General features: G+C 50.0%; 26 protein-coding genes and 1 pseudogene. 10 read left to right on the top strand and 17 right to left on the bottom strand.

What is annotated here, in order from left to right:
- Nucleotides 1–46: 46 nt before the first annotated feature.
- Entirely contained in the window at nucleotides 47–805 is a 759-nt protein-coding gene (locus AF_RS00195) for an ABC transporter permease (protein WP_148183400.1), read from the top strand.
- The gene (locus AF_RS00190) at nucleotides 802–1,515 is read left to right on the top strand and encodes an ABC transporter ATP-binding protein (RefSeq protein ID WP_010877555.1); all 714 of its coding nucleotides are present in this window, start codon (nucleotides 802–804) and stop codon (nucleotides 1,513–1,515) included. Before AF_RS00195 ends, AF_RS00190 begins: the two co-directional genes overlap by 4 nt.
- 48 nt (nucleotides 1,516–1,563) lie before the next feature.
- Here the strand turns inward: AF_RS00190 and AF_RS00185 are convergent, their stop codons facing one another.
- The 5 genes from AF_RS00185 to AF_RS00165 all read right to left on the bottom strand — a co-directional run bounded on the left by AF_RS00185 (nucleotide 1,564) and on the right by AF_RS00165 (nucleotide 6,869).
- On the bottom strand, nucleotides 1,564–3,330 hold the full coding sequence (locus AF_RS00185) for an STT3 domain-containing protein (RefSeq protein ID WP_048064157.1): 1,767 nt from the start codon (nucleotides 3,328–3,330) through the stop codon (nucleotides 1,564–1,566).
- A gap of 15 nt (nucleotides 3,331–3,345) precedes the next feature.
- Nucleotides 3,346–4,455: a glycosyltransferase family 2 protein gene (locus tag AF_RS00180; RefSeq protein ID WP_010877553.1), complete on the bottom strand. Its 1,110-nt coding sequence runs from the start codon at nucleotides 4,453–4,455 to the stop codon at nucleotides 3,346–3,348.
- The gene (locus AF_RS00175; RefSeq protein ID WP_010877552.1) at nucleotides 4,412–5,497 is read right to left on the bottom strand and encodes a glycosyltransferase family 4 protein; all 1,086 of its coding nucleotides are present in this window, start codon (nucleotides 5,495–5,497) and stop codon (nucleotides 4,412–4,414) included. The genes AF_RS00180 and AF_RS00175 overlap by 44 nt, the downstream gene beginning before the upstream one ends.
- A gap of 69 nt (nucleotides 5,498–5,566) precedes the next feature.
- Entirely contained in the window at nucleotides 5,567–6,244 is a 678-nt protein-coding gene (gene cobS, locus AF_RS00170) for an adenosylcobinamide-GDP ribazoletransferase (protein WP_048064156.1), read from the bottom strand.
- Nucleotides 6,219–6,869: a protein-L-isoaspartate O-methyltransferase gene (locus AF_RS00165; protein ID WP_010877550.1), complete on the bottom strand. Its 651-nt coding sequence runs from the start codon at nucleotides 6,867–6,869 to the stop codon at nucleotides 6,219–6,221. Before AF_RS00165 ends, cobS begins: the two co-directional genes overlap by 26 nt.
- A 389-nt stretch (nucleotides 6,870–7,258) precedes the next feature.
- Here AF_RS00165 and manA point away from each other — a divergent pair, with 389 nt between their 5' ends.
- The gene (manA, locus tag AF_RS00160; RefSeq protein ID WP_010877549.1) at nucleotides 7,259–8,158 is read left to right on the top strand and encodes a mannose-6-phosphate isomerase, class I; all 900 of its coding nucleotides are present in this window, start codon (nucleotides 7,259–7,261) and stop codon (nucleotides 8,156–8,158) included.
- On the opposite strand, the gene AF_RS00155 is transcribed toward manA, so the two are convergent.
- Together AF_RS00155 and AF_RS00150 are read right to left on the bottom strand one after the other, a co-directional pair.
- The gene (locus tag AF_RS00155) at nucleotides 8,155–9,306 is read right to left on the bottom strand and encodes an acetyl-CoA acetyltransferase (protein WP_048064155.1); all 1,152 of its coding nucleotides are present in this window, start codon (nucleotides 9,304–9,306) and stop codon (nucleotides 8,155–8,157) included. The two genes, manA and AF_RS00155, sit on opposite strands and share 4 nt — an antisense overlap.
- Before the next feature lie 4 nt (nucleotides 9,307–9,310).
- Nucleotides 9,311–10,681, bottom strand: coding sequence for an OB-fold domain-containing protein (locus AF_RS00150; RefSeq protein WP_158296871.1), 1,371 nt, complete (start codon nucleotides 10,679–10,681; stop codon nucleotides 9,311–9,313).
- Between the two features lie 231 nt (nucleotides 10,682–10,912).
- Here AF_RS00150 and AF_RS00145 point away from each other — a divergent pair, with 231 nt between their 5' ends.
- Nucleotides 10,913–11,455, top strand: coding sequence for an HDIG domain-containing metalloprotein (locus AF_RS00145; RefSeq protein ID WP_231487530.1), 543 nt, complete (start codon nucleotides 10,913–10,915; stop codon nucleotides 11,453–11,455).
- Here AF_RS00145 and AF_RS00140 read toward each other — a convergent pair.
- Nucleotides 11,452–12,471: a hypothetical protein gene (locus tag AF_RS00140; protein WP_010877545.1), complete on the bottom strand. Its 1,020-nt coding sequence runs from the start codon at nucleotides 12,469–12,471 to the stop codon at nucleotides 11,452–11,454. The genes AF_RS00145 and AF_RS00140 overlap by 4 nt on opposite strands.
- A gap of 63 nt (nucleotides 12,472–12,534) precedes the next feature.
- Entirely contained in the window at nucleotides 12,535–12,711 is a 177-nt protein-coding gene (locus AF_RS12965) for a hypothetical protein (protein ID WP_156029464.1), read from the bottom strand.
- A gap of 314 nt (nucleotides 12,712–13,025) precedes the next feature.
- On the opposite strand from AF_RS12965, the gene AF_RS00135 reads away from it, so the two are divergent.
- Nucleotides 13,026–13,370, top strand: a complete 345-nt coding sequence (locus AF_RS00135) for an Mth938-like domain-containing protein (RefSeq protein WP_010877543.1) — start codon at nucleotides 13,026–13,028, stop codon at nucleotides 13,368–13,370.
- Nucleotides 13,371–13,401: 31 nt separating this feature from the next.
- Nucleotides 13,402–14,517, top strand: coding sequence for an O-phospho-L-seryl-tRNA:Cys-tRNA synthase (gene pscS / locus AF_RS00130; protein WP_010877542.1), 1,116 nt, complete (start codon nucleotides 13,402–13,404; stop codon nucleotides 14,515–14,517).
- On the opposite strand, the gene AF_RS00125 is transcribed toward pscS, so the two are convergent.
- The 3 genes and pseudogenes from AF_RS00125 to AF_RS13800 form a co-directional block, all read right to left on the bottom strand.
- Entirely contained in the window at nucleotides 14,512–14,796 is a 285-nt protein-coding gene (locus AF_RS00125) for a GYD domain-containing protein (RefSeq protein WP_086975383.1), read from the bottom strand. The two genes, pscS and AF_RS00125, sit on opposite strands and share 6 nt — an antisense overlap.
- A gap of 79 nt (nucleotides 14,797–14,875) precedes the next feature.
- Nucleotides 14,876–15,352, bottom strand: a complete 477-nt coding sequence (locus AF_RS00120) for a TrmB family transcriptional regulator sugar-binding domain-containing protein (protein ID WP_341871649.1) — start codon at nucleotides 15,350–15,352, stop codon at nucleotides 14,876–14,878.
- A 60-nt stretch (nucleotides 15,353–15,412) separates the two neighbouring features.
- A pseudogene (locus AF_RS13800) lies at nucleotides 15,413–15,568 on the bottom strand (helix-turn-helix domain-containing protein); the annotation flags it as partial.
- A 319-nt stretch (nucleotides 15,569–15,887) separates the two neighbouring features.
- Here AF_RS13800 and AF_RS00115 point away from each other — a divergent pair.
- Genes AF_RS00115 through AF_RS00100 form a run of 4 tightly spaced genes read left to right on the top strand, consistent with a single transcriptional unit; the run spans nucleotide 15,888 to nucleotide 20,387 of the window.
- Entirely contained in the window at nucleotides 15,888–17,069 is a 1,182-nt protein-coding gene (locus tag AF_RS00115; RefSeq protein WP_010877539.1) for an MFS transporter, read from the top strand.
- 13 nt (nucleotides 17,070–17,082) lie between these two features.
- Nucleotides 17,083–18,324: an iron-containing alcohol dehydrogenase gene (locus AF_RS00110; RefSeq protein ID WP_048064153.1), complete on the top strand. Its 1,242-nt coding sequence runs from the start codon at nucleotides 17,083–17,085 to the stop codon at nucleotides 18,322–18,324.
- A 2-nt stretch (nucleotides 18,325–18,326) separates the two neighbouring features.
- Nucleotides 18,327–20,105: an aldehyde ferredoxin oxidoreductase family protein gene (locus AF_RS00105; protein WP_010877537.1), complete on the top strand. Its 1,779-nt coding sequence runs from the start codon at nucleotides 18,327–18,329 to the stop codon at nucleotides 20,103–20,105.
- A gap of 6 nt (nucleotides 20,106–20,111) precedes the next feature.
- Nucleotides 20,112–20,387: a MoaD/ThiS family protein gene (locus tag AF_RS00100; protein ID WP_010877536.1), complete on the top strand. Its 276-nt coding sequence runs from the start codon at nucleotides 20,112–20,114 to the stop codon at nucleotides 20,385–20,387.
- Here AF_RS00100 and AF_RS00095 read toward each other — a convergent pair.
- The 5 genes from AF_RS00095 to AF_RS00075 are packed head-to-tail and all read right to left on the bottom strand — an operon-like array spanning nucleotide 20,376 to nucleotide 26,318.
- Nucleotides 20,376–21,347: a sensor histidine kinase gene (locus AF_RS00095; RefSeq protein WP_010877535.1), complete on the bottom strand. Its 972-nt coding sequence runs from the start codon at nucleotides 21,345–21,347 to the stop codon at nucleotides 20,376–20,378. The genes AF_RS00100 and AF_RS00095 overlap by 12 nt on opposite strands.
- Nucleotides 21,348–21,385: 38 nt before the next feature.
- Nucleotides 21,386–22,648 (bottom strand): CoA transferase, encoded by a 1,263-nt coding sequence (locus AF_RS00090; RefSeq protein WP_010877534.1) that lies wholly within the window; start codon nucleotides 22,646–22,648, stop codon nucleotides 21,386–21,388.
- Nucleotides 22,649–22,650: 2 nt separating this feature from the next.
- Nucleotides 22,651–23,133 carry a Zn-ribbon domain-containing OB-fold protein gene (locus tag AF_RS00085; RefSeq protein ID WP_010877533.1) on the bottom strand — a complete coding sequence of 161 codons (483 nt, stop codon included), beginning with the start codon at nucleotides 23,131–23,133 and terminating at the stop codon, nucleotides 22,651–22,653.
- A gap of 4 nt (nucleotides 23,134–23,137) precedes the next feature.
- Nucleotides 23,138–24,334, bottom strand: coding sequence for a thiolase domain-containing protein (locus AF_RS00080; RefSeq protein ID WP_048064582.1), 1,197 nt, complete (start codon nucleotides 24,332–24,334; stop codon nucleotides 23,138–23,140).
- 1 nt (nucleotide 24,335) lies between these two features.
- Complete coding sequence (locus AF_RS00075; RefSeq protein WP_048064152.1) at nucleotides 24,336–26,318, bottom strand: 3-hydroxyacyl-CoA dehydrogenase/enoyl-CoA hydratase family protein; 1,983 nt, start codon at nucleotides 26,316–26,318, stop codon at nucleotides 24,336–24,338.
- Nucleotide 26,319: the final 1 nt, after the last annotated feature.

Genomic DNA, 26,319 nt, shown 5'->3' with positions numbered 1-26,319 from the left:
AAAAATTTTGCTCTAAGTTTAAAAACATTGAGCTCAGTCTATGGGTATGTCCGGATATTTGAGAAAAAGAGATGTCATAATCACCATGACTCAATTTGAGTTTAAGCAGAGATACCGAGGCACGGCTCTAGGTTTGATTTGGAGCCTCTTAGCTCCTTTTTTATTGGCACTCGTCTTGTTTCTGGTTTTCAGAAATATGTTCTCTTGGGTCGAGAATTTCGCCGCATACGTCTTGGTAGGAGTGTTTGTGTTTAGATTTTTCCAGGTGGCGACGTCTGTTGGAATGCACACAATCGTTGGTAAGTCTCACCTAGTTACAAAAACGAACATCGATAGGGAACTCTTACCTCTCGCGACGACTCTTTCTTACGGCATGAGTTCCTTCCTTGAAATACTCGTAATCGTCCCTATAGTGCACGTTTTGGGTGGAAATGTCGGTTTTACGATCCTTTTCCTCCCAGTTATTCATTTTGTCTACATAATTTTTATATTTGGTCTAAACTTATTTCTCTCCTCTCTGATGGTTTACTTCAGGGATTTAAACCAGATCTGGGAGGTCATAACTAATGTGATATTCTTTGCAAGTCCAATAGTCTATCCGCTCACAATGATCCCCGAAAGCTACAGAGAAATGTACATGCTCAATCCAATTGCTTGCATCATTGAAATCTACCGTGGAATTTTGATGGAAAATCAAATTTTGCTGGAAAAATTTATTTACTTTTTATTAATATCTCTTGCACTCACCTTTGCTGGTCAGTTGTTTTTTAGAAGAATGCAGAAGAGATTTGGTGAAGTTCTATGATAGAGGCTGAGGGGATATCGAAGAAGTTCAGAATACCAAGCGAGAAAAGGTTTACGTTATTTGAAGAGCTCTCAGCATTTTTTAAAGGTAAAAGAGATTTCGTAGAGTTCTGGGCACTCAGGGATGTAAGCTTCAGAGTAAAAAAAGGCGAAACATTCGGAATCTTCGGACCAAATGGCTCGGGCAAATCCACGATCCTCAAGATAATTGCCGGAATTCTTTATCCTGACACTGGTAGTTTAAGTGTTTCTGGAAAGGTCACACCAATTCTTGAGCTCGGTGTGGGCTTCAATCCAGAGTTAACGGCTAAGGAGAACGTTTACCTTTACGGAGTCATTATGGGTATGAGTAAGGAGGAAATAAGAAGTAAGATTGAAGAAATCTTCAGGTTTGCAGAACTTGAAAAGTTCAAAAACATGAAGCTCAAGAACTACTCATCTGGTATGTATGCAAGGCTAGCATTCGCAACAGCAGTAGCAACTGAGCCTGAAATTCTCCTGATCGACGAAGTTCTAGCCGTCGGTGATATCTATTTCCAAAGAAAGTGTATAGGCAGAATTAGGGAGTTAAAACAGAATGGAACCACGATAGTCCTCGTTTCCCATTCTCCAAATACTTTACTGGAGTTGTGCGATAGAGTCATGTTGATCGAGGCTGGAACTGTAAAAGCTATAGGTGAACCTGGAAAAGTACTTGAGGGCTATCTTTAAAACCGCAAAAGAGGGCTGTTGAGCATTTAAAGAGAGAACTTCAAGGAATCACTTAACTTCAAAGATTTTCACAGTTCCGAAATTTTTCAGGAGCCTGAAGTGCGTCAAATTGGTTGCGTTCTCGACGTGGAGCTTGTAAAGCATGGTTTTGTTGAAGAAATCAATTATTTCCTTATTTTTCATGTACTCTGGACTGTAGCCAGCGATCTGCATTATCGGGATGAATTTCGTCTTGTTAGTTTCCGGCTTCACAGTCAGCTCCTCTACAGTAACGACGTATCTAACTTTTCTTTTCTCAACGATCTTCATCGCCTCTTCTTCGCTCTGTGCTGTGAAGAACTTCGCAGCATCATCAGCTCCAGCCTGGAAGTTGTTGCAGACGACAGCCTTTTTGGCAACGTAGAGAATCCAGTTCCCATAATCCCACCAGCTCAGCACAGCGTAATCTGGCTTTTCGTAAGCTTTGAGATAATCCTGTGCTTCCAGATTCTCTTTCATCCAGTTCAGAGCCTCTTTCCAGTCCATAGTCATTTCCACCGGAGCCAAGGAGTTGGCGAAGCAAGGCAAGGCTAAAAAGAGTAAAAAAGCAATCACGGTCGCGTGATCTTTCTTCCTAATTTCAACTGCTTTCTTTTTCTCTTTTCTTCCCCTTCTTTTACTTTCCCCCTCTTCTTCTTTCCGGAAAACAGGATAATCAACTCTTTCCAAAATCTGGCAAATCGTATAAGACGCAAGAATCGCTACTGGAAACGCAAGAACCTCGACAAATCTCAGCTGAAGAATCGAAATGAGAAAGGATAGAACGAAGAAGACCTTTAGGAATCCGTTTCTGAGCATGAATAGTGCAGGGATTGCGAGAACGAAGAAAAGATATCCAGCGCTCGAGATAACTCCGAGAATCTGGAAGGACCTCGCTTCCCGAATTGTCGGCAGATAAATGTCTGTGCCGAGCACATAACTGATTCCGCTCTTCACGAAGCCCAGCCAACCCACGGGCATGAGGTAGGCTGAGAGCAAAGCGACCGAACAGATGCAAAGGTAGTAAACGATCGCATACCTGAACCTTCTCTCAAACCTCTTTACAAAGCTGCCGACCAGTAAAAATACTGCTATCGCGAGAAAAGAGAATCCGAGGAAGAGATTCTGAATCGATGAAAGTACTGGAATCAGATTCGAGATACCCACGATTCTGACCTCCTTCTCGTTGAATTGAAAAAGCGAAGATACTGCGAGCAGGGCTGCGTATATCGGAGCCCCGAGCCAGGAAAGAGCCATAAGGAGCATCGGAATACCGGAAAGTAGCTTTAAAAGTCCAGGCTTCGTTACCAACCAGATCGACAGCAGAAGAAGGAAGACGACCCAGATGTGGTGGTCAGCTTTTCCGAGCAGGCTCTTCCAAACTGTCACTGGGCAGACTGAGAATATGAAGGCAGAAATCAGCGCGAACTTCTCGTTCCTGAGAACTTCGAGGGAGATAAGGTAGACCAGGACTATACAAAGGACTCCTATGATCACCGGAAAAACGACCGCGAAAATTTCCGATGCCCAGAAACCGAGAAATAGTCCAGGGAAAGCCAGAATGTAGTCGAAGAGGGGGAGCCAGTCTATTCTGAGACCGTATGGATAGTTTATGTAGTAATCAAAAGAGGGGCGGTAGCCCTCCAGAACGATCGCCTCCACGAGCCTCATGTGGTAGTAGGGGTCGTATCCGTAGTAGTAAATTCTCGAGTCGAATATCTCTCCGAAGTTCTGAAGCCTTATGCAGAGACCGAGGAGAACTATCAGAATTAGGAGAGAGAGCGACTTCCTATCCATGCCTACGGGTGTCACTTACTTATTATTATCTTTTTCTTCTTTCAGGAGAAACATGCTGAGGAAAATGCTGCTGATCGCAATCTGGAATCCGGAGACTATGAGGATCAAAGAGACCAAAGCCTGGTTGAACTCGGCAAGCGACCCGAATCCCCTCTCAACCCAGCTGGCGAAGACTCTGTAACCAGAGTACGTTCCGAGGATCAAGAGAGCGAGTCCGAAAAACAGGAGTTTCTCCATTGTGGAGTATTTTCCGAAAGCTTCGGTAAGCCAATCTCTGACTCCGAAGCCTATCTGCCTCAGGTATATCTTCCCAGAAACTCCAAAGAAAAAGGTCTGGATCCCAAGCAGGAGGAGAGTTGAGCCAAAGATTAGAGTGTGCGTTCTTATTGGTTGCAGAACTATAACAAATAGAGCCGTTGCTATTCCCAAAAGGATTAGGATTATAGAGGGTAAAAGAAAAAGGTATATCGGCGAAGCTGCCAAGACAAGTCTAAGATGTCTCCACCCGTCCCTGAAGCTCCTCAGCTTGCTGAAACCGATTCTCGGATGGTAAGTGATTGGAACCTCCACGATCCTGAGACCTTTAATTGCAGCTTTCAAAACGAGCTCGGTTGCGAATTCCATCCCTGGGCAAACCGGATCGATCTTCGCAAGTGCATCTTTCCTCAAAGCCCTCATCCCGCTGTGGACATCGCTAAGCTTTGTTTTGAATAGAAGATTCGTAAGCTTCGTCAGAACTGGGTTGCCCACGTATCTGTGATGCCACGGCATAGCCTTTGGCATTATCTTCCCCTTGAACCTGCTCCCTATTACGAGGTCAGCTTCTCCTTTAACAATCGGCTCGATCAGCCTTGGAATTTCCAGCGCATCGTAGCTACCGTCAGCATCGAGCATCACGATGATATCTCCGCTCGAATGTCTAAACCCCTCCAAAAAGGCTCTTCCGTACCCTTTTACACCTCTTATTACCTTGCATCCAAGCTTCTCGGCTATCTCAGGAGTTCTGTCTGCGGAGTCGTCGACAACGATTATCTCCTTCTCAAATCCGAGAGAAAGACAGTCTCTCACGACTTTTTCAATGCTATTCTGCTCGTCCTTCGTTGGGAGGACTATGGACACCTTCATAAAATTCCTCCAGCCTTCTGGCTATCACCTCCCAGTCGAAGTTCTTTGCGAAATTTATACATTTCTCCCTCATCTCTCTACGCATCTCCAATGCGAGCCTTATCTTTTCTGCAAAGTCCCTTGCATGTGGCTCTGCGACGAACCCAGTTTTCTCCGCGATTTCAACAACGGCGTTCATTTGATGTCTAATCGTTACCACTGGCAATCCGCAGGCGTTCGCCTCGAGAGCGGAGATGCCAAAACCTTCTCTCCTCGAAGGAATCGCGAAGACCTTTGAGCTCTTCATCATCGATATCACCTCCTCGTAGCCCAGAGAGCCTCCGAAATCGACGTTTGCTGGGGCGATCTTTGAAAGCCTTTCTCTCTCAGGACCGTCCCCAACTACGAGGCAATTGAGCTCTGGGAGGAGTTTCATCGCATCGAACAGGAGTTCGAGGTTTTTCTCCCTTATGAGCCTTCCTACGAAGATCACGTCCCACTCCTCGGAAGAGGCTGGGATTTCTGAAATCCTTGGAAAATCGACGCCGTTCGGTATTACCGTAGCCCTTATTCCTAAGCTCTCCAAAGCCTTTCTCGTAGTCTCGGAGACAGCGATAGTTCTTGCCTTAAGCTTAGCAACGATCCTTTCAACAGCCTTTCCGAAAAACCCGGCTTTGCCAAGGTACTCGTACCAGTAATCCCCCCAGAACTCGTGCCAGGTAAGGACGAGCTCTTTTCTAGTTGCAAATGGAAAGACTGAAAGATAAGGAAAGACCTGGCAGTCTATAACGTCTGCTTTGATCCTTGATTTTTTAAGCAAACTCGCTGCGAAGATCATAGCTTCTCTGATCGTTCTTCTTCCCCTCGAATACAACTGCTGAGCCTTACAAACCGGAATCAACTCCACACCTTCTTGAATTCTTTTCTCCTTTCCCCACCATCCGACGCAAAGCCATTTGACGTTGTGCTCGTTAGACAATCTCCTCCCAACTTCGTGAAGTCTCCTCTCAACTCCTCCCTTTGTCCACGGGTAAACAGCGTCGTAAACGAATACTATTTCCATTTTCGGAGACTTCGAGTTTCATGAATAAAACTTTTGCTTCGGAAGCACTTTAAATCCCAGAAACGAGTATCAATCAGCCAGAAAGTAGCAGACGAGCAAAGAACCAGCAAAAACTAAGCAGTTGCTCGCACCAACGACGTCGCCGCTCACACCGCCGAATTTCTCTTCCGCGTATCTCTTCACGAGCAGTGAAATCGTTATCGCGAAGAGAAGCGGAAAAACTGCCAAAGGCTTAAGGACGACCAATAGCAAGGGCAGAGATCCGATGACTACATCTCTCTTCCTCGCGAACTCCATCATGAACCCCGTCATACCCTGCCAAGCTGGTTTCGAGGTTGTGAGCAAGAGGAGCATCGAGAACTTCGCGAGAACTTGTGAGAAGATTATGTAGAAAGCGCTGACTCGCTGGAAGGAGTAAAAGAGGATCAGAAAATAGACGCACAGGAAAACAGCCCCGCCTGTTCCGAGGTTCAAGTCCTTTATCGCAACCTTCTTCCTTTCCTCTGGAGCGAAGAACGCGTCTCCAAAGTCTGCGAGTCCGTCGATGTGGTTGACACCCTCGATCGCAACGTAGAGGAGAACGCAGAGGAACCAGAAACCAAGAACTGCCGGAATCGATATGACAGATCCGATAAAAATCCCGACGAAGGAAAAAACCCAGAGGTTCCTTCTGAGCACGTCTACGTCTCCTTTTACTGGCAGCGTCGTCAGGAACCCGAGACTACTCCTCAAGAGGTCTAAAGCCATACTTTCCGTAAAGCGGGACGAACCTAACAGCCCCCCAGCTCCATTTTCGAACCCCGTTGTCCCTTTCAACAACGTAGAGAAACTGAGTAGTTTCTCCGATTGGAATAACCATTTTTCCACCAATTTTGAGCTGTTCTAAAAGCGGCTTCGGAATGTCTGGCGCTGATGCTGTGACGTATATCTTATCGTATGGCGCCATCGGTTCATAGCCCAGGCTGCCATCGCCAACGATAACTACTACGTTCTCGTAGCCAAGAGCGGATAAATTCCTCTTCGCAATCTCCGCTAGCTCCGGAATTCTCTCCACGGAAACTACGAGTCCTCTTTTTCCAACGATCTCAGCTGTAACAGCAGCATGATAACCGCAACCCGTTCCAATTTCGAGAACTCTTTCCCCTTCTCTCAGATCTAGGAGTTCGCACATGATCGCAACCATGTGTGGAGCGCTTATCGTCTGCCCATAGCCTATTGGCAAAGGTGTATCGACGTAAGCCATAGTTCTATAGCGTTCTGGAACGAAGAGATGCCTCGGAACTTTTTTTATTGCGTTGTAAACTTTTTCGCTCAGGTTTAGCTCGTCCCTCAGCCTTTCTGCAAGGATCCTCCTTTTCTCATCGAAGTCCATAACCTCTCAGCCCTCTTCGCATCTTCGATCGTGTTATATCATATGGTTGTTATACTTATTGTGGTAATAATGATGTGAGATAAAAATTTACAGAAATAAAGCATGCTGATTTGTCAGTTCACGTCATTTTGATGAAACAGAAGTGAAAAATATTTTTCTCTTTTGAAATTTTTATCGAGGAAATTCTGGATCGAAAGACAAAATATTAGCCAATACCAAGAACGATTGCTCTCACCGATTTTGAGTTAACAATACCCCCTTTGGACTTTAATCATCTCAGCAACTCTCTTTTCTAAATTCCCACTGGTAATCTCCTGTTTTCACAGAAGGCCGAGAGAGAACGCGTATTTATCCCACAAGTTTTATATATTCCTTTAACAACTGACTTCATGGAGCTTCCGAGTTTTATCTTTCAGGCTCAGGAGAATCTGGTTGAGAGGCCGTGGGGAGGGGAGTGGATTGCGCTGCTTAAGGGTTTCAGACAGAGCGGCATTGGAGAATCTTGGGAGTTTTCAGCCCACACTTCCCGTCCCTCCACGGTTCTGGTTAAGGGGCAGCAGCTGAGCATGATCGAGCTCTTCTCAAAACACAGGGATGAGTTGCTGGGGAGGGCTGCTGAGAAGTTCAGCAAGTTCCCCATCCTCGTCAGGCTGATTGATGCTGCCTCCCCAACTCAGGTTCACGTTCACCCCTCCGACAAGGCAGCCGAGAGTCTCGGAGAGGCGGAGGGTGGAGTAGAGTCCGCATGGCTCGTCTTCAACAAGGGAAAAGCTTACGCCGGCTTCAAGGAAGATGTAAAAATTGAGGAGCTTGAGGAGAAGCTGAAAGAGGAGGACTTTGACTTCAAAACGCTCCTGAACACCTTCGAAACCACACCATACGACACCTTCGTCATCCGCCCCGGCATTCCCCACGCTGGAGAGGGGCTGAGGGTTCTTGAGGTTTCATCAAACTCCACCCTTGCGTACTTTTTCAACGAAAACGACTGGGAGAAGGTCAAGAAGGTTCTGAACACCAAAAAGGTTGAGGAATTTGAGGTTAAGGGAAAGAAGGGGATGGCTGAGACGGAGAACTTCGGGCTGGAGGTTGTAGATGTTACAGGTACGGCGGAGATTAAGACTGGGGGCGTGATGAACATTCTTTATGCTGCTGAAGGCTACTTCATCCTGAGGGGAAAGGAGACTGCAGACCTGCATCGCGGCTACTCCTGCCTTGTCCCAGCCTCAACGGACTCCTTTACAGTTGAAAGCGAAAGGGGAAAAATTGTAAGAATATACCTTAAGGTTTAGGGCCTCGAAACTATCGCTACGGTGGCAACTGAGTAAGGCCCTCCGAGGTTGTGGGCGAAGCCTGCCTCAGCATCCTTCACCTGCAGCCCCTCAGCCTTGCCGAGAACCTGCTTTGTCAGCTCTGCAACCATCCTCACCCCGCTGGCAGCTATTGGGTGGCCGAAGGACTTGAGCCCCCCATCGGGGTTGATGGGGAAGTCGCCATCAATCGCCGTAACGCCGTTTCTTATCAGCTCAGCCCCCTCTCCGGGCTTGCATAGCTGCATGTCCTGATAGTTGATTAGCTCCGTTATTGTGAAGCAGTCGTGGACAATGCCGAAGTCAAGCTCCTTTCTCGGATTCTCAATTCCCGCCATCTTGTAAGCCATCTTCGCAGCCTTAACCGTCGCTGGAAAACTCAGGAAGCTCTCCGAAGGGCGGTGCCAAGGGTGCATCGTCTCCACAGCCATTCCCACAGCCTTTATAACAGCATAGTCATCCCCAACAATCTCCTTCGCTATCTCAGGCCTTGTGAGGACAACGGCAGCAGCACCATCGCTCACAGCGCTGCAGTCGTAAACGCCAAGCGGGTAAGCAACCATAGGGGCTTTCAGAACCTTCTCCACTGTTACCTCGCTTCTGAAGTGTGCCTTGGGATGCCTCGCTCCATTGTAGTGGTTCTTCACCGCAACCATTGCCAGATCTTCCCTTGTCCATCCCCACTCCTTGAAGGCCCTGTTTGCCGCCATTGCGAACATTGCCGGAGCGCTGACGTAGGGCATCGCAACGCTGAAAATTCCCTCTATTGGCGGCAGTCCCCTGCTTCCAGCATCCATCAGCTTCTCAACCCCAGCAGCAATAACCAAATCGTAAGCCCCGCTCGCAACGGCAAAGGCGGCATTTCTGATGTTGTCCATTCCCGTTGCGCAGTAGTTCTCAACTCTGCTTATCGGCTTGCCGAAGAACTTCAGCGTGTCGCTGAAGACGTTTCCGCTTATTCCGGTTGAGGGGTAGAAGGTTCCGCACCAAACAGCCTCAACATCCTTAAGCTCGACATTTGCATCTGCTATAGCCTCATACGTTGCCTCAACCAGCAAATCCTCGTGGTCTTTCTCCCAGTGGTGCCCGAACTTCGTAACACCACAACCTATAACCGCAACCTCTCTCATGATATCACCTCGGCAGGCGGGCCTTCCAGCCGTAGTATCTGAACCTGTTCTTCTCAAACAGCAGTCTGAAGGTTCTCTCCACCTCTGCATCACATTCAACACCGCTGAAATCCCTCAGCGTGTCGGTGAGCTCAAACAGCACTCTCCCCCCTCCGTCGAGGTCAACCACCGCAATGAAGTGGGGGTGCACTCCATCTCCCGCATAGTTGCCGGGCATGACGAGATAGTCGATGGTGAAGGTGTAGATTTTGCCCCTCTCTCCAAGCCTCACTTCTTCATAGTTATCCTTCGCCCCGCACTCGATGCAGCATCTTGAGATGGGGTAGCTAACTGTCCCGCAACTTTTGCACTTCATCCCGTAAAAGCGGATAATGGACTTCTCATCCCTCCAGAACTTCGTCAGCGAGGGGCGGTCAGGAGCATCTCTTACACCAACAAACCCCCTGTTGAAGAGATAATCTCCATAGCTGATTTCCTTCCTGCTTTCAAGCATCCTGCCCATGTTGCTGTCCATCGCCTGCTCAATCTCTACAGCTATGACATCAGCTCCCTCTCCGTAGCCCCCAAGCAGAATTCTTCCCTCCCTCTCAAGCTGTGTGGCCAGCAGAAGTAAGGGGTGAGCTGAGCCGGCAATTCCAACGCTGTCGAAGTAGAATTCCTCAGGCCTTGCCCCAACTGCCTTCAGCAATCCCTGATAGCTTTTTGGGTCAGGAGCAGAAGCCACAATCCTGTCAATGTCCGCTGGACTTAACCCAAGTTTGGCAAAGAGGGGCATCGCAGCCTTCTGAACGCTCGCTGCATAGCCATACCTCGCATCAACCCTCATGTCGTAGTCCCTGACTGTATCGTCATCTGCAAGCATCCACGAACCTGGAAGGGGTTTGGTTGAGGTGCTGTAGCCCAGAATTTTCGCCCCGCCCTCCTTCTCAACCACAACCGCTGCAGCAGCATCTCCGTAAAGCTGCTCGTAGAGTGTGCCGGGCTTTGTAGGAATTTTATCGCCAGCAACAACCAGAACTCTGCTGAACCTTCCGGAATCAACAAACTCGTTGGCTGTGATAAGAGCATCGGTTGCAGCCCTCATTGTGTCAGTTATGTCCATCGTGAAGGTGCTATCGGGCAAATCGAGGGCTGAGGCGATGAAGCTCGCACACTGCTTGATTCTGAATGGTGGAGAGGAGGAGGCGAATATGACTGCATCAAACGCCCCATCAAACTTCCTTGCCGCTTCAACCGCCATTGTTATGCTATCCTCGTCCCAGTGCGCTACCGCCCTTTCACCCCCCATCGAGGGCATTCCCGTCTCCTTCGATATCTCATCCCTTTTGAGCTTCCATACCGGCAGATAAACGCTGCAATCGCTTATGTAAGCCAAGCAACCACCTCCATTATTTTTCATTTTTAGCATGATTTTATTTAAGATTTGCCTTTTTTGATAGCATTGATGAGTTTAGTTTCAACTCGTTTGAATGATAGCCAATGTTTGGTGCAATTCAGTTGTAACCGATTCGCGAAAATACTTCTGGGACAAACGTTGATTTGGGTTAATCCATCAAACACCCGAAAGTGGGGAAAAAGCAAAAAAGTCAACCCTCAAATCACAAGCATGGAACCCCTCGAACTTCTAAAAAAGTATGTTAGGGATGAAAAGCTGATCAAGCACTGCATCGCAACGGCGGCGGTCATGAAATCCCTTGCGAGGGAGCTTGGAGAGGATGAGGAGAAATGGTGGACAATCGGCATTCTCCACGACATCGACTACGAGCAGACTCAGGGGGATATGGAGAAGCACGGTTTGGTTGGGGCTGAGATTCTGCTGAAGGAAGGTGTGGAAGAGGAGATTGCTGAAGTGGTTAAAAGGCACAACCACATGCTCTTTGGCGATTACGAGAAGCCCGTGGAGATAGCCCTGCAGGCAGCGGACAGCGTATCCGGTTTGGTTATAGCATGCGCTCTGGTGAAGGGCGGAAAGATAACAGAGGTGACGCCAAAAACGGTCAAGAAGAAGTTCAAGGAGAAGAGCTTTGCTGCTGGATGCGACAGGGACAGAATCAGAATGATAGAAAAGCTCGGAATGCCACTGGAAAAGCTGTACGAAGTCGCAATAAGGGGGCTGACGGAGGTAAAGGATGAGCTCGGTCTCTCTTAGTTATGGTTTAGCCTGAAACACCTCCTTCTTTCATCCCACTCCGAAGCCTTTATCCTGCCCATAACCTTCTCCGACACGACAAAGAACTTCTGCTCCCTGCAGACATCGTAAAAGTCCCTCATGGTTATGTTGAGCCACTCCCTGAACTCATCGAAGGCGCCTTTTTCAACAACCCTGACCACCCTTTCTCCCACACACACCCTGACCGTCTTCTCGTGCAGCTCTTTTCTAAGCCTCCACTTCGCCACGAGCGGTGGCTGCACAGCTTTTATCGCACTTTCCACGTCCTCTCCATCCAGTTCAACCCTCAGCAGAATCTCCGCTATGTGGTTTATTCTGTCAGGCACGCCAACGGTATCCCCCCTGAGCTCAATTCTGCGGTAATCAACCTCCACGCCCTCCCTCTCAAGCGCCCTCCCAATTCTGCTCGTGTACCCCCTCTTCGTCCCCGACTTGTCCACTATCCCTCCGATAATGAAGCACTCCGCCCCCGTCCTTCTGTAAAGCTCATCCCCGTTTGGATCAAGCAGCACGACCCTCTCAATCCCCTTCTCCCTCAGAAACTCCTCGGTTGAGGGATAATATTTCCCAAACCCAACGTTCCGGTAGGTCACTACCAGCTTCTCATCCCACATGTATTCCCTGACAATGCCGAGAGTCTGCTTCACCTGTAGCTCTATCTTCCACCTTTCCTTTTCAGAGTGCTCATCAAAAAACCTGCAGTCCACCACCACGTAGGGAAAGGGGTGCTTCGTAAGCTCATCCCTCGTCAGCAAAATATCAGAGCGGCATTTCCCGACGTATGCGTTCGGAGGCAAATCAACGAACTGTCCATCGAGCGTAAAGGAGTGCTGCAGCCCACCGTCGCTTTTGCAAACATCCGCCTTGCCGTTAGCCACGTAGAGAGCCATTCTGGCGATGGGGTCGGGTGAAGACATTACCTTCTTGAGCCTCGTCCCAACTCTGCTGACCCCTCTTCTTGCTAGCTCTGATACGAAGACATCCTTGAGGCGCATTGCTTTACGTACTTGGCGGACTTGTAAACTTTAACGTTTTAAGGCTTTTATATATTGGTGAACTTAAAAATAGAAATCGGATAAAATTCCGAAAATCTTGGCAAGAGCTATTTTTATCTGGTTGCCTATGCCCACCCCTTCGATCCTGATTTTTCCACTGTCTATATATTCTTTCAGGAGCTTCGGGTCCTTTTTGCTTAGCAAATCTCTCACTGTGCCCTCGTCTGAATAAACGTTCATTGATGGATTGATCAGCTCACCTTTGCGAATATCCTTAACTTTCCCGTCGGCAATTTCAACTCCAACCCTTAGCGTTTCTCCGCTCTCCTTCAGTATATACCAGTTCAGTCTTTCATCCTTGAGAACATCTCCGACTTTGAGCTCGTGAACAACAGCGTATATCTGAACAAAAAGTGGATCTTTGACGCCAACAGCAAACTGGAGAATCTGCAGAGCATCGTAGGATGTTACTCTTCCGTCATCGAAAATAACAGTATAACAGACAGCAAAGATCAGGAGTAAGGAAGAAATTCCGTAACGGAAAACCTTATCTCATGGAGGTTGAACACTACTCCTTTGGCCGTATCAGAATTGGTGGCAGGGATTACACTTCCGACGTCATTGTTGGGCCGGATTTTCTCAAGCCGAACTGGTGGAGAAAGGAGGGGCACAGAGTTTTTCTGGAAGACATTGAAGAGGTCTTTGACCTCAGGCCGGAGGTTGTAGTCTTCGGCACGGGAGCCAGCGGGAGGGTTGTGGTGGATGATGCGGTGATAGAGAAGCTGAGAAATCTGGGAGCGGAGGTTATAGTGGAGAGAACTGATGAAGCCGTAAAGCGCTACAACAAACTGCTCAAAGCCGGTAGGAGAGTTGTTCTCGCAGCTCATCTGACATGCTAAACTTTTTTAAGTTCTGCATCTGCCTTAAGGCATGTTCAAAAGGGAGACAAAGGACTTCATAAACATCGACCCTTTGCAGACTGGCGGAAAGCTCACCGAGGAGGCGAGGCAGGCTCTGCTTGAGTGGGGGGATGGCTACAGCGTCTGCGACTTCTGCACCACAGGAAGGCTAGACGAGATAAAGACTCCCCCCATTCACGACTTCATCCACAATCAGCTTCCAAAATTCTTGGGCTGTGATGTGGCGAGAGTAACAAACGGGGCGAGGGAGGCGAAGTTTGCAGTGATGCACTCCCTCGCCAAAAAAGATGCCTGGGTTGTCATGGATGAGAACTGCCACTACTCCAGCTACGTTGCTGCTGAGAGGGCCGGGCTCAACATTGCGCTGGTTCCGAAAACTGACTACCCCGACTACGCCATTACCCCCGAAAACTTCGCCCAAACAATCGAGGAGACCAAGAAAAGGGGTGAGGTTGTCCTTGCCCTCATAACCTACCCCGATGGCAACTACGGCAACCTTCCCGATGTGAAGAAAATTGCAAAAGTTTGCTCCGAGTATGACGTTCCCTTACTCGTTAACGGAGCATATGCCATCGGAAGAATGCCAGTAAGCCTGAAGGAAATCGGTGCTGACTTCATAGTCGGCAGCGGGCACAAGAGCATGGCCGCAAGCGGACCCATAGGTGTGATGGGAATGAAGGAGGAGTGGGCTGAAATTGTGCTGAGAAGATCCGAGAAGTACAAAAACAAGGAGGTTGAGCTCCTCGGCTGCACCGCAAGGGGTGCGACAATCATAACGCTGATGGCATCCTTCCCGCATGTGAGGGAGAGGATTAAGAGGTGGGATGAGGAGGTAGAGAAGGCCAGGAGGTTCGCTGCTGAAATGGAAAAACTCGGAATAAAGCAGCTCGGCGATAATCCTCACAACCACGATTTGATGTTCTTCCATGCTGAGGTTCTCTACGAGATTTCCAAAAAAGCAAAGGGGGGAAGGTTCTTCCTTTACAGGGAGCTCAAGTCGAGAAAAATACACGGAATAAAGCCCGGCCTAACAAGGTACTTCAAGCTCTCCACATACGGGCTGAGCGATGAAGAGGTGGATTACGTGCTCAATGCTTTTAAAGAAATAATAGAAAAATACTCATGACTTCAATTTTTCCAGAAATTCATCCACGGGTATGGCTGGCATTGTTACCGTCCTTATTGTCCCTCTGCTGGCCAGCTCGACCATCGCCTTCATAACAACCGCTGGGTCGTCAGCCTCTATTATGTTGACGAAGTCGTACTCGCCAAAGACGGCGTACTGCTCTATAACTTTCACACCCATTTTCTCAAGCTCCTGATTTACCTCCTTCACTCTCTCAGGCTTCTCCTTGAGGGTTTCAGCGCCCTCGTCTGTCAGTCTGGAAAGCACAATGTACCTCATGCTCTCACCACAAGTAGTGTACATTTATCCTAATAAATTTTGTGAATTCCCGGCAGAGTCCCTGAGAAGTTATGAAAAATCAGATTGATGCCCAGATGTACTCGTAAATTTCGTTGAGAGTCTTCACAAGACCTCTGTTTTTTGAGTATATCGATACCATGTCTCTTTCCTCATCTGTTGTGATAATCAGTATTTCTTTATCGTCAGAAATGACGAAGCGGGCGTTCATCGGTATCTTCAAGTACTTCACCTCGGCAATCTCGGTTATTTCAGAGGGTATGCTTGCGGAGTCCATGGATGTTATCAGCTTCACGCTAACACCTCTCGAAATCGCCCTTTCGTACTCGATGATATGCCAGTACTTAATTCTCTCAACCCCCTCAACTCCGACCATGTTCTTGACCTCCCACTCCGCCCTGTCTATCATGTCCCCAATCAGATTTATTGTGTCCGTGATGCCGTTTACCACAATGAAGTCGAGCCCCTTCTCACCCTGATTTCTCATCAGGCTGGTTTCATAGAGCTTGATAATAGTATCTTTGGTCGATGACAGCATTTTTAGCTCTTTCTCCCTCTCGTGGATCAGAGAAGATAAAACGATGTCGAGAGGATAGGCTTTGAATATCATTGGGCTCTCAGATATCCTGAAAACCACTTTCTTACCCTCAAGCCTCTTCAAAACTCTGTAGACGAAGGGTGCAGGGTCACCGGTTAATTTGGACAGCTCCATCCCCGTCTTTGGCCCGGAGCTGAGGAGGGCGACATAAATTTCAGACTCTTTTTTTTGTCAGTCCAAGCTTTCCGAGGTACTCCGTTACATCTTCGATGGAACTTGTCAACATAATTAGTTACACTCAGCAGTATATCTTTTTTATTGTCGGACTGCGGTTTTATTTCACTGACGTATTACAGGATTTAAAAACAAATTAGATTGCACATAGTGCGAATGCAATTTAACTTAAAGGGGCATTGGCCAAAAGTTCAGGCATTCTTCGGAAATGACCACTACCATAAAAACCGCTTTTTGATAAAGATAGATTTAACTTCAGTAAGTCAATAACTTTTATCAATATTTAATCAAACGATTCTCCATGGAGTATTCGGGTTACAGATGGGTGGTTTTGGGGTTGGCATGGCTTCTTTTCGGCACGCTGTTTCTCTTCTGGTACGACATGGGGACGCTGGCTCCAGTGCTGATGGAGACGTACGGCATCGACCAGACGACTTACTCACTGGCCTTCACACTGCCGTGGCTCATAGCAGGTTTGCTTTCATTCCCTGCAGGCATGTTTGCGGACAGAGTGGGGGTGAGAACCGCTGCGACGATCGGAGGGGTTATAGCCGCTCTGGGGACCTTTGTAAGAGCCTATCCTGGAGTGGAGACGCTGTTACTCTCTCAGGCAATACTGGGAGTTGGACTGGGAATTGTGTTCGTGAACCTTCCAAAGCTCATAAACGCCTGGTTCCCACCCCACCAGGTTGGACTGGCGACGGGAATCTATCTGACCTCGATGATGATATTCCTCTCGACGGGAATGGTAATTGCACCCTACTTCCCAAGCTGGGAGTACGCCAACACTCTTGGTGGGGGTGTAATATTCATTGCGACACTGATTTTCGCCGCCTTTGTGAAAAACGCACCGCCAGGAGTGGAGATTCCGAAGGCGCCGGTAATCGAAGGGGCGAAGGCGGCGCTCAGCAACAGGGCAATCTGGGGGGCTGCGCTGGGCACCTTCTTGGCGATGAGCGGAATGGTTCCGTGGCAGGCTCTGTTTGCCACAGCAGCCTACGTTGAGCTTGGGATACCCATTGCCGTAGGAGGAGCGATTGTCTCGCTCATCACAAATCCGGGATGGGTTGGTTCCTTCGTTTTCCCCGCCCTGAGTGCCAAAACCGGCAAAGTGAGGCTTTACATAATCGTGCTCTCAATACTCTTCTCTGCGCTGATGCTTGCAGCATGGTTCAGCGGGGACGTCAACGCCATGTGGGTTCTTGTCGGCCTTGCGGGATTTGTTGCGGCGGGAGTCATCCCGCACTGGATGGCGGTGCCCGCTTACCTCCCCTTCGTTGACAGCAGGATGAAGCCTGAGTACATAGGCGGGGCTACTGGTGTGTTGAACACCTTCCTCTGCCTCGGCGGCTTTCTCAGCACACCTTTCATAATCGCCCCAATCGCAGCAAGCTCTGGCTTCACCACCGCCTTCACCGTAGCCGCGATATTCTTCGCCGCTCAGGGCATATTTGCGGTCCTTATTCCGGAACCGCCCAAATAAGGAGGTGTTGTGTATGGCTGAATGGCCGATGGACAGACCTGAGTTGAGAACCATCATAACGACCTACAGCGTTCCAGAGTCGAAGCTTCTGCTGAACTCATTCATCATGCCGAAGACCTTCTACGGGTTGGCCGGTTTGCAGATGTTTGCTGGAGCCATGGTGCAGTTCGGAAGAAGGAGGGCTTTCATAGTCACCGATAAGGGAGTGAGAGCCCTTGCTCTGACAGTGCAAAAAATGCTTAAGGGTGTCGGCATTGAAGTCGAGATTTTCGACGAAGCGAAGCCTGAGGTGCCGTTGAGCTCGATAAAGCCCGCTGCAGAAAAAATGGAAGCCCTCCAGCCCGACTTGATTGTGGCAGTTGGTGGTGGAAGCGTTATGGACATGGCGAAGGCCTCGTGGATTCTCTACGAGGCTCCGCAGACAGACCTGACAAACGTCGATGCGATGCAGCCGATCGGGCTGAGGAGAAAGGCGTTTCTGGCGTGCATCCCAACAACTGCCGGAACGGGAAGCGAGGCAACAAACGTTGCGGTCATTACAGATGACACTGTGGAGCCGCACAGGAAAGAGGGTGTTGTGCATCCTGAGCTTTATCCTGACTTCGCCGTCCTCGACCCGCGATTTGTTTTGAAAATGCCTCCGAATCTCACACTTGGGACGGGGCTGGATGCCCTGTCGCATGCAGTTGACTGCTACCTCTGCAGGTCGAGCAACGAAATTTCCGACGCTCTGGCGGTGAGAGCGACAAAGCTCGTTTTCAAGTACCTCCCGTTAGCCCTGAAGTACCCCGACAACCCGCAGATCAGGCTCAAAACTCAGATTGCCGCCATGATTGCAGGTTCAGCCTTTTCGAACGGCGGAATAGGAACGACCCACGCAGTTGCGCACAACATAGGCGCGCTCTTCGAGGTTCACCACGGTATGGCGTGTGGGGTTACAATACCCTACGTCATCAAGTTCTACGCGGAGGTGGATGATAAGTACCTCAGCTTTGCCGAGGAGCTTGGCGTGAGAGGAGGCAGCAACGAAGAAACGCTGAAAAAGCTCATAGACATTTTCATGGACTTCTACAGGAAAATAGGGGCACCAACGACTATGAGAGACCTTGGCATAAAAGAGGATGACTTCAAGGAGAAGCTCGACACCTTCGCACAGTACGTTGTTAAAGACCCAACAGGGCCCTTCGCTCCGAGGCAGCTTACTGTTGAGGAGGCGAAGGAGTTGTTGATGGATATGTATTATGGGAGGTTGTGAGTATGATGGGATTTCATGGTAAAATTCTGGAAGTGAACCTTTCAAACTCGACCGTTAGCGAGATAGAGGTTACAGAGGAGATGATAAAGAAGTTCGTCGGTGGGGCGGGACTTGGTGCGGCGATGCTCTACAGCAGACTCACCGCAGACCTCGACCCGCTCTCGCCCGAAGCACCGCTGGCTTTCCTGACCGGAATGTTTACCGGCCAGACTCCATTTTCTGGAAGGCACGTCATTGTGGGCAAATCACCGCTGACTGGGCTGTGGGGCGAGTCAACATCTGGAGGTTTCTTCGCCGTGAGTATGAAAAAGGCGGGAATTGACGGAATAATACTGACGGGCAGGGCTGAAAAGCCCACCTACCTTTTCGTGTCCGATGGAAAGGTTGAGTTCAGGGACGCCGGGGATATCTGGGGCAAGAGCACGAGCAAAACAATTGAAATCGTCCAGAACGAAACAGACAAAAAGGCAAGGATTGCGTGCATAGGGCCGGCTGGGGAGAACCTCGTCAAGTATGCGTGCATCATCAACGATTCTCACAGGGCTGCAGGGAGAACGGGAATGGGAGCGGTCATGGGCAGCAAAAACCTGAAGGCGATTGCAGTTGTTGGCGAGGTTGGCCTACCGGATGTTGCTGACGAGGCTAAGCTCAAGGAGCACTACTCTGCACTGCTGGAAAGCGTTGCTGCAAATCCCGGCAAGGAGCTCTGGCACACTTACGGAACGCTGATGTACACAACACAGGGATACGAGCTTGGCGACACGCCAGCAAAGTACTTCACCGAGGGCGTATTCCCGGTATTCAGGATTTCCGGAGAGGCGATGCTTGAAAACTACGAGGTAAAGCCAGAGGGCTGTGCCAACTGCCCCGTCATCTGCGGTCACAGAGTTAGAGGGGTAAAGATGGAGTACGAGAGCGTTGCGTCTCTCGGATCACTCTGCGGAATCTACGATCTTGACGGAGTACTCGATGCTACGCAGTACTGCAACGAGGCAGGACTGGACGTCATCTCAGCCGGAGTCAGCGTTGCCTTTGCCATGTACCTGACTGAAAAGGGCCTGCTTAAAGACGGTGTGAGGTTCGGAGATGCTGAGGGGCTTCTTGAGATGCTGAAGAAAATCGTGGGTAGAGAGGGGCTTGGAGAGTTGCTGGCGGAGGGAACAAAGGTTGCGGCGAAAAAGCTCGGTGTGAGCGAGGAGGAGACCGCACAGGTGAAGGGTTTGGAGATTCCCATGCACGACCCGAGGGCCTTCAGCGGAATGGCGCTGACCTACGCCACCTCCTCCAGAGGAGCGTGCCACCTCCACTCCGATTACTTCACGGTGGACATCGGCGCCGCTCCTGTTCCGGAGCTTGGAGTTATCCCGACAAACAGATTCGACGAAAGCGAGGAGAAGGTTAGGATGCACGTAATTCACCAGAGCGCCAAGGAGATGTGGAACAGCTACATACTCTGCATGCTCGGCCTGATAGGGGTAAGCGATGCTGCAAACTTCCACTCCGCCATAACCGGGGAGAGCGTAACGCCCAGCGACGTGGCAAAAATCGGTGAGAGGACTTACATGCTGAAGAGAATGATAAATCTGAAGCTCGGAATGAAGAAAGAGGACGAGAAGCTGCCGGAAATAGTCAGGAGACCTCTGAAGAAAGGTGGGACGGGAGGATACTCGCCCAATGTCAAAAGGATGCTTGAAATATACTACAGACTCAGGGGACTTGACGATAATGGCCATCCCACGAAGGAGAAGCTTGAGGATCTCGGCCTAACCGAATTTTCCTAATTTTTTATGAAGGTTAAGGTCACGCTCTCGGCGGTTCAGTTCAGGAGCCTTGTCGATTACGAGAGCAGGAGCTTCCATCTTGACCTTGGAGAAGGCAGCACGCTCGGAGATGCTGTTAGGGCTGTTGAGGAGATGCTGAGTGCTGAAATAGAGCCCCTGCTGGAGAGGGGAAACGTCAGGATAATGATGAACAACAGTCTTGTGGATTATCAGAAGGAGAAGAACAGAGTTCTTAACGACGGTGATGCGCTAATCTTCATAACTCCTATTTCAGGTGGCTAACTTCAATTTTATTTCGAAAACAGCTCCGCCATCGTTGCAGGCTCTTACCTCTCCTCCGTACCTCTCTATTACCTTCTTCACGATGTAGAGTCCAAGACCACTTCCTGCCGAGTCCCCGTGGGTGAAACCCTCCTCGAAAATCCTGTCGATTACCTCTTCAGGCAGGCCTTTGCCGTCGTCCCTCACCACCATAACAGCAAAATTTCCCCTCTTTTCCACCCTTATCTCAACCTCCGTGCTTTTTCCGTGCTTCAGCGAGTTCTCAAGGAGGTTTGTAAGGACCGAGTATATCGCCTTGTCCGCGAGAACGGTGGCGTCACCCTCGACTCTAACCTTCAAACCCCTCACGCTGAAATCCTCCGCCACCTCTTTAACGACATCTCCCAGCCTGATTTCGACGAGTTCTCCGCTGGTCAGCGTTTGCTCGAAGGCTCTCGCCCTTTCGATAAGCTCAACCACCTCATCCAGAGCCTCCAGAGCCACCGGAATTCTTTCAGATTTTATTTCATCAGACAGAATTTCTATGTTTGCCCTCGCAATGGTCACCTTGTTGAGAATGTCGTGCCTGAGCAGCTTGTTGATGAGCCTCAGCACATCGTTTAGCTCCTCAATTCTTCTGCTCGACTCAACGATTGGGGTTATGTCTCTGAATGTGAGTATGAATCCTGAGCCGTCAAGAAGCTCTGTTGCGTAGATTGAGAGGTAAAATATCTTCCTGCCGGCGGTGAACTCAAAAACTTCTCTTTTTTTGGTGTACCTTCCGCTCGCCAGACTTTTGATGAAATCTCGCATTTTTTCTCCACTTTCAAGTCCCTCAATTTCCCAGACTTTCAATGAAACAACATCTTTTCCAAGGATTCTTCTTGCCTTCGAGTTGCAGTAGGTAATCTCTCCTTCCCGGTTTACCACAACAACTGCCTCCGGCATGCTCTCCAGCAGGAGCCCGAAGGATTCATCCATAAACAAAAGATTGTGGTGCAAAATTTAAGAAGTTTTCCTCAAAAATCGACAACTCCCTTCGCCTTCAGTTCGTCAATTTGCTCATCGGACAGATTCAGCAAACCTTTCAGGACTTTTTTGGTGTCAGAACCAAGCTTAGGGGGGCCGCGCCAGATTCTGCCGGGAGTTTCGGAGAACTTGGGCACTATTCCGACCTGCTTCACCAGCCTTCCGGTGGTTTCGTCCAGAACCTCGATTATATCTCCTCTCTCTATCCAGTGCCTGTCCCTGACGACATCCTCAGGCGTCGAAACCCTCGAACACGGCACTCTGAAGGCGTTGAAAAGCTTTTCAACCTCCTCCTTGGTGTGGCTCATCAGGTACTCGTTGAATATTCTGTCAAGCTCCCTTCCCTTCTCGCTGTTAACAGCCTCTGGCGATGCTGCGCACTCCTCGTAGGGATAGTCGGCAGGATTTATTCCCGTGGCCTTGGCCAGAGCCTGAATGAACCTCTGATAGAGCCCCGGCCCAATAGCACCTATGGCTATCCAGCCGTCCTTCACCCTGTACAGTCCGTAAGGCTGTGTGTTGAAAACCCTCAGCCCCTCTCCCTCCCTGTTTATTCCGAGGTTGTGGTACATCGTGTAATACATCTCTATAACTCTCGCAATCGCCTCGAACTGTGCAACGTCCACAACCTGTCCCCTACCTGTCTCCTTTGCGTAAACGTAGGCAGACAAAGCCCCTATTACTCCAAAGAGGGCCGTGACGTAGTCTCCAATGTAGAGAGGGAGCCTGTGAACCTCCATCCCGGGAGGGGCTGCAAGCTTGCACCAGCCTGAGTAAGCCTGGGAGATTATGTCGTAGCTTCCCCTCCCGCACTTCTCATCCTCCCCTCCAAACTCAGACCTCCCAAAACCGCTGACGTGGACTATAACGAGCCTCGGATTTGCTTCGAGCATATCCTTGTCCGTAATGCCGTACCTCTCCTCAAGCCATACGAGGTTTTCGATGAAGATGTCCGCATGCTTCAGCAGCTCGTAGAATATTTTCCTTCCTTCCTCGCTTTTTATGTCGAGTGCAACGCTGAGCTTGTTTCTCGTAACGCATACGAACTCGCCGCCAATCCTTTTGCCGTCCGCTTCAAAGTAAGGTGGCACAACTCTTAGCGTGTCGCCAACTTTTGGCCTCTCCACATGAATGACCTCCGCACCGAGGTCGGCAAGAATTGTACCTGCGGTGGGGCCGGCTATGATGCTTCCCGTTGTTATAACTCTGACACCTCTCAGCGGCCCGAACTCAGGAGTGAAAAAATTGGGCATTGTTACACCTTCCTGAAGTGGTACCAGTATCTGACCTTATCTCCAGGCCCTTTTATCTTGAGAATTTCCCACTCAACTTCGTCGCCGATGCTCAGCTCGCTGTAATCAACGTCGAACATGGCTCCGACAATCTGCACTCCGTTTTCAGGATAGTCCCCAAACCTCGCCACTGCAATTACGAAAGGAGCGAACTCCTCAATTACCATCGGAAATCCAAGCAGCAGAGCGCTGAAGGCGTGGATTTTACCCCTCTTCGGCACCTCTACCCACTCGTAATCGGTGCTGTTGCAGTGCTTGCACATTGCCTGAGGTGGATAGAAGATTCTGCCACAGCTCTTGCAGCGCTGCATGGTGAGCTTCCCCTCAGCGAGGTTCCTGTAGAAGGGGTAAACCTTTGTCGAGTCGGGACCTTCAGAATCCTGCTGCTCGAAGGGGTCAACGATGGGCAGCAGGGGAGTTGTGTCAGGAACTGTTAGCTCCTTCACCCTATCACCTCCCGAACTTAACCTCTCTCGGCCTGTTCAGGCTGTACAGCATTATGTGGTGGAACTGCGCCATTCCGCTGAGGTTGTGGGCAAGGCCAAGCTCCGCACCGCTGACGTATCTCTTATCAGGCACCTCTCCTCTGAACTGCATGACCATCTCCCACGCCTGCCTCACTCCCGTGGCGCCGAGAGGATGGCCGTTGGCCAGCAGTCCTCCGCTGGGATTCACCGCCACCTTTCCCCCGATGTAGCTCTGCCCCTCTTCAATGAACTTTCCGCCCTCTCCTTTCTTGCAGAATCCGAGCTCCTCGTACTCCATGATTTCGCTGATGGTGAAGCAGTCGTGCACCTCTGCAACGTCTATGTCGTCGGGAGTGATGTTGAAGAGATCGTAAACGTCCTTCGCCAGGTATCGCAGCGACAGCCAGTCGCTCATCTCACCCATCTCGTTGATTGAGTTGGCCATCGTTCTCTGAATCCCTCCGAGAATCCATACGGGCGTGTCGGTGAACTTTCTCGCTTTCTCCTCGGTGGTTATGAGCAGAGCAGCAGCACCGTCGGTAATTCCGCTGCAGTCGAGGAGCTTGAGAGGCGGGGCAACCATCCTGCTGTTAAGAACGTCCTCCTTGCTGATTTTTTTCTGAAACTGTGCGTAGGGATTGGCCGAAGCATACTCTCCAGCCTTCTCCCTTACCAAAGCCATCTGATCCTCAGTCGTGCCGTAGAGGTGCATGTGCCTCTGGGCGACCATTGCGAAGTATGGTGGGGCCGTCAGACCCATTGCAGTATCGAACTCCCTGTTTCCGACGTTCATCATGCTGGTCTGGCTTAGATTCATGAACTTGGTGTTCATCTTCTCAACCCCGACTACCACGGCAACGTCACTCAGCCCAGAAGCGACTGCGAGCCATGCGTACCTTATTGCAATCTGACCGCTCGCGCAGGCTGATTCGGTTCTGGCAACAACTCTCCTCGGCTTTATTCCGAGCAGCTCAGCAGCAAGCGGCGCGACGTGAGTCTGGTATGTCCACCTTTCGGGCTGGGCTGCACCTATGAAAAATGAATCAACGTCTTTTTTGTCGAGGTTCGGAACGTCGTCGAACAGCGCTTTGCCAGCCTCAACCACAAGGTCCTTCCAGCTTGCCTCCCTTCTGCCAAAGTTCGTTATCCCTGCTCCCACTATTGCAACATTCCTCAAAATCTCACCTCCCCCTGAAATTAGGCTTTCTGCGGTAGTTAAAGGCCTGTATTCCCTCAGCAACGTCGTCTGTCAGGGCAATGACCGCACCAGCTTCCGACTCGGCAAGGTTGCCCGTCTCAAGTGCCGGCATCGTGCCGAGAGCTATTACCTTCTTGAGGTACTTCACTGCAAGCGGCGGCAGCTCCGCAACCTCCCTGGCGAGTTTCATCACTTCATCCCAGAATCTTTCCTGCGGGAAGACCTCGGCAACCAGACCGAGGTTCTTCGCCTCCTCAGGCTTTATGTTCCTCTTCAGCATAATGACCTCTTTCAGCTTCGAAACTCCGACGTAGTAGGCCAGCCTCTGCGTTCCTCCCCACCCCGGAATGATTCCGAGGTTAAGCTCCGGTAAGCCGAGAAACGCCCTTTCGCTCATCACCCTTAGGTCGCAAGCCATCGCCAGCTCAAATCCCCCACCAACCGCAGCACCGTGAATTGCGGCGATTACGGGCTTGGAGAGCATCTCAATCTTCCTGAATACTTTATGTCCGAGCTGGCTGAACTCCGTGACCATCTCAGGTCTTCCTGAAGCGAACATCGCTATGTCCGCTCCTGCGCAGAAGTTCTTACCCTCTCCAGCAATCACGATTGCCCTGACCTCCTCATCTCTTTCCAGCAGGTCAAGAGCGTCCTCCACCTCCTTCAGGAAGGTTGGATTGAGCGCGTTGGCTCTCCTCGGTCTGTTGAGCTTCAGAACCCCTACTTTCCCTTCCTTCTCAACCTTTACGAACTCGTAGTTGCCGTCACCATACTTGTAGAATCCCTCGCCAGTCGTCCTGCCAAGCTTCCCCTCTTCAACCATTTTCTGCAGAACCGGATTGACTTTGTACCTCTCCTCCCCGTTGTACTTTTCGTAAAGCTCATTCAGCTTCTTCACGATGCTGTCTATGCCGAAATCATCTGCCATCCTCAGCAATCCCCTCGGATAGTTTAGCCCGTGCAGAACGGCGAGGTCTATCTCCTCCGCACTCGCAACGCCCTTCTCTATCAGCCATGCCGCCTCGTTTACTGCTGGAGCAACGAGCCTGAGCAAATCGAAGTTTGCTCCCGCCCTCAGGGGAACTTCATTTGTTTTACCCTCGCTCCAGTCGTAGAAGCCCTTACCGGTTTTCTTTCCGTAATGGCCGGCCTTGAAAAGCCTCTCGAATAGTGGAGACGGGCGGTATGATTCTCCAAGAGTCTGGCGGTAGTACTCAAGGACGTGGTAGCTCACATCAACGCTGCCCCCACCAAGAACGTCGTGAAGCTCGAAAAGTCCCATGGGAAGGCCGAGTCTGTACTTGACCGCCGAGTCGATCTCCTCGATTGTTCCCTCACCCATCTCAACAGCCCAAGAAGCCTCGTTGGACATCGTGACGAAGATTCTGTTTACAATGAATCCCGGAACGTCCTTCCTGACGTGTATGATTATTCTGTCGATTTTTCTTGCAAAGTCCTCCACAATCCTTATTGTTTCCTCGCTCGTCTTCTCTCCCCACACTATTTCGAGGAGCTTCAGAATCTTAGGAGGGTTGAAGAAGTGCATTCCTATAAACTTCTCCGGTCTCTTGGTGGCTTCGGCGAGCTTCGTTATGCTCAGAGAGGATGTGTTGGTGGCGAATATTGTGTGGTCAGGGCAGTACTGCTCTATCTCGCTGAAAACCTTCTTTTTGAGGTCGAATATCTCCGGAATTGCTTCGATGACGAGGTCCGCATCCTTTGCAACCTCTATTAGATCAGCTGTGGCCTCAATTCTTTTCAGCACCTTTTCAGGATCTTCTGAAATGTAGCCTCTCTCGTAGCTCTTCCTGAGCCCCTCCTCAATTTTTTCCATCGCCCTCTTCAGCTGATCCTCGCTCACGTCCATCAGTTTCACGTTGAATCCGTGTATTGCAACAACCTCGGCAATTGCATGCCCCATCGAGCCGGCGCCTATAACGGCAACGTTCCTTATCTCCAAAACCATC

This window comes from Archaeoglobus fulgidus DSM 4304 (assembly GCF_000008665.1).
GTDB classification, from domain to species: domain Archaea; phylum Halobacteriota; class Archaeoglobi; order Archaeoglobales; family Archaeoglobaceae; genus Archaeoglobus; species Archaeoglobus fulgidus.
The sequence above is the reverse complement of the archived record's forward strand: the minus strand, read 5'-3'. Positions and strand labels throughout refer to the sequence as shown.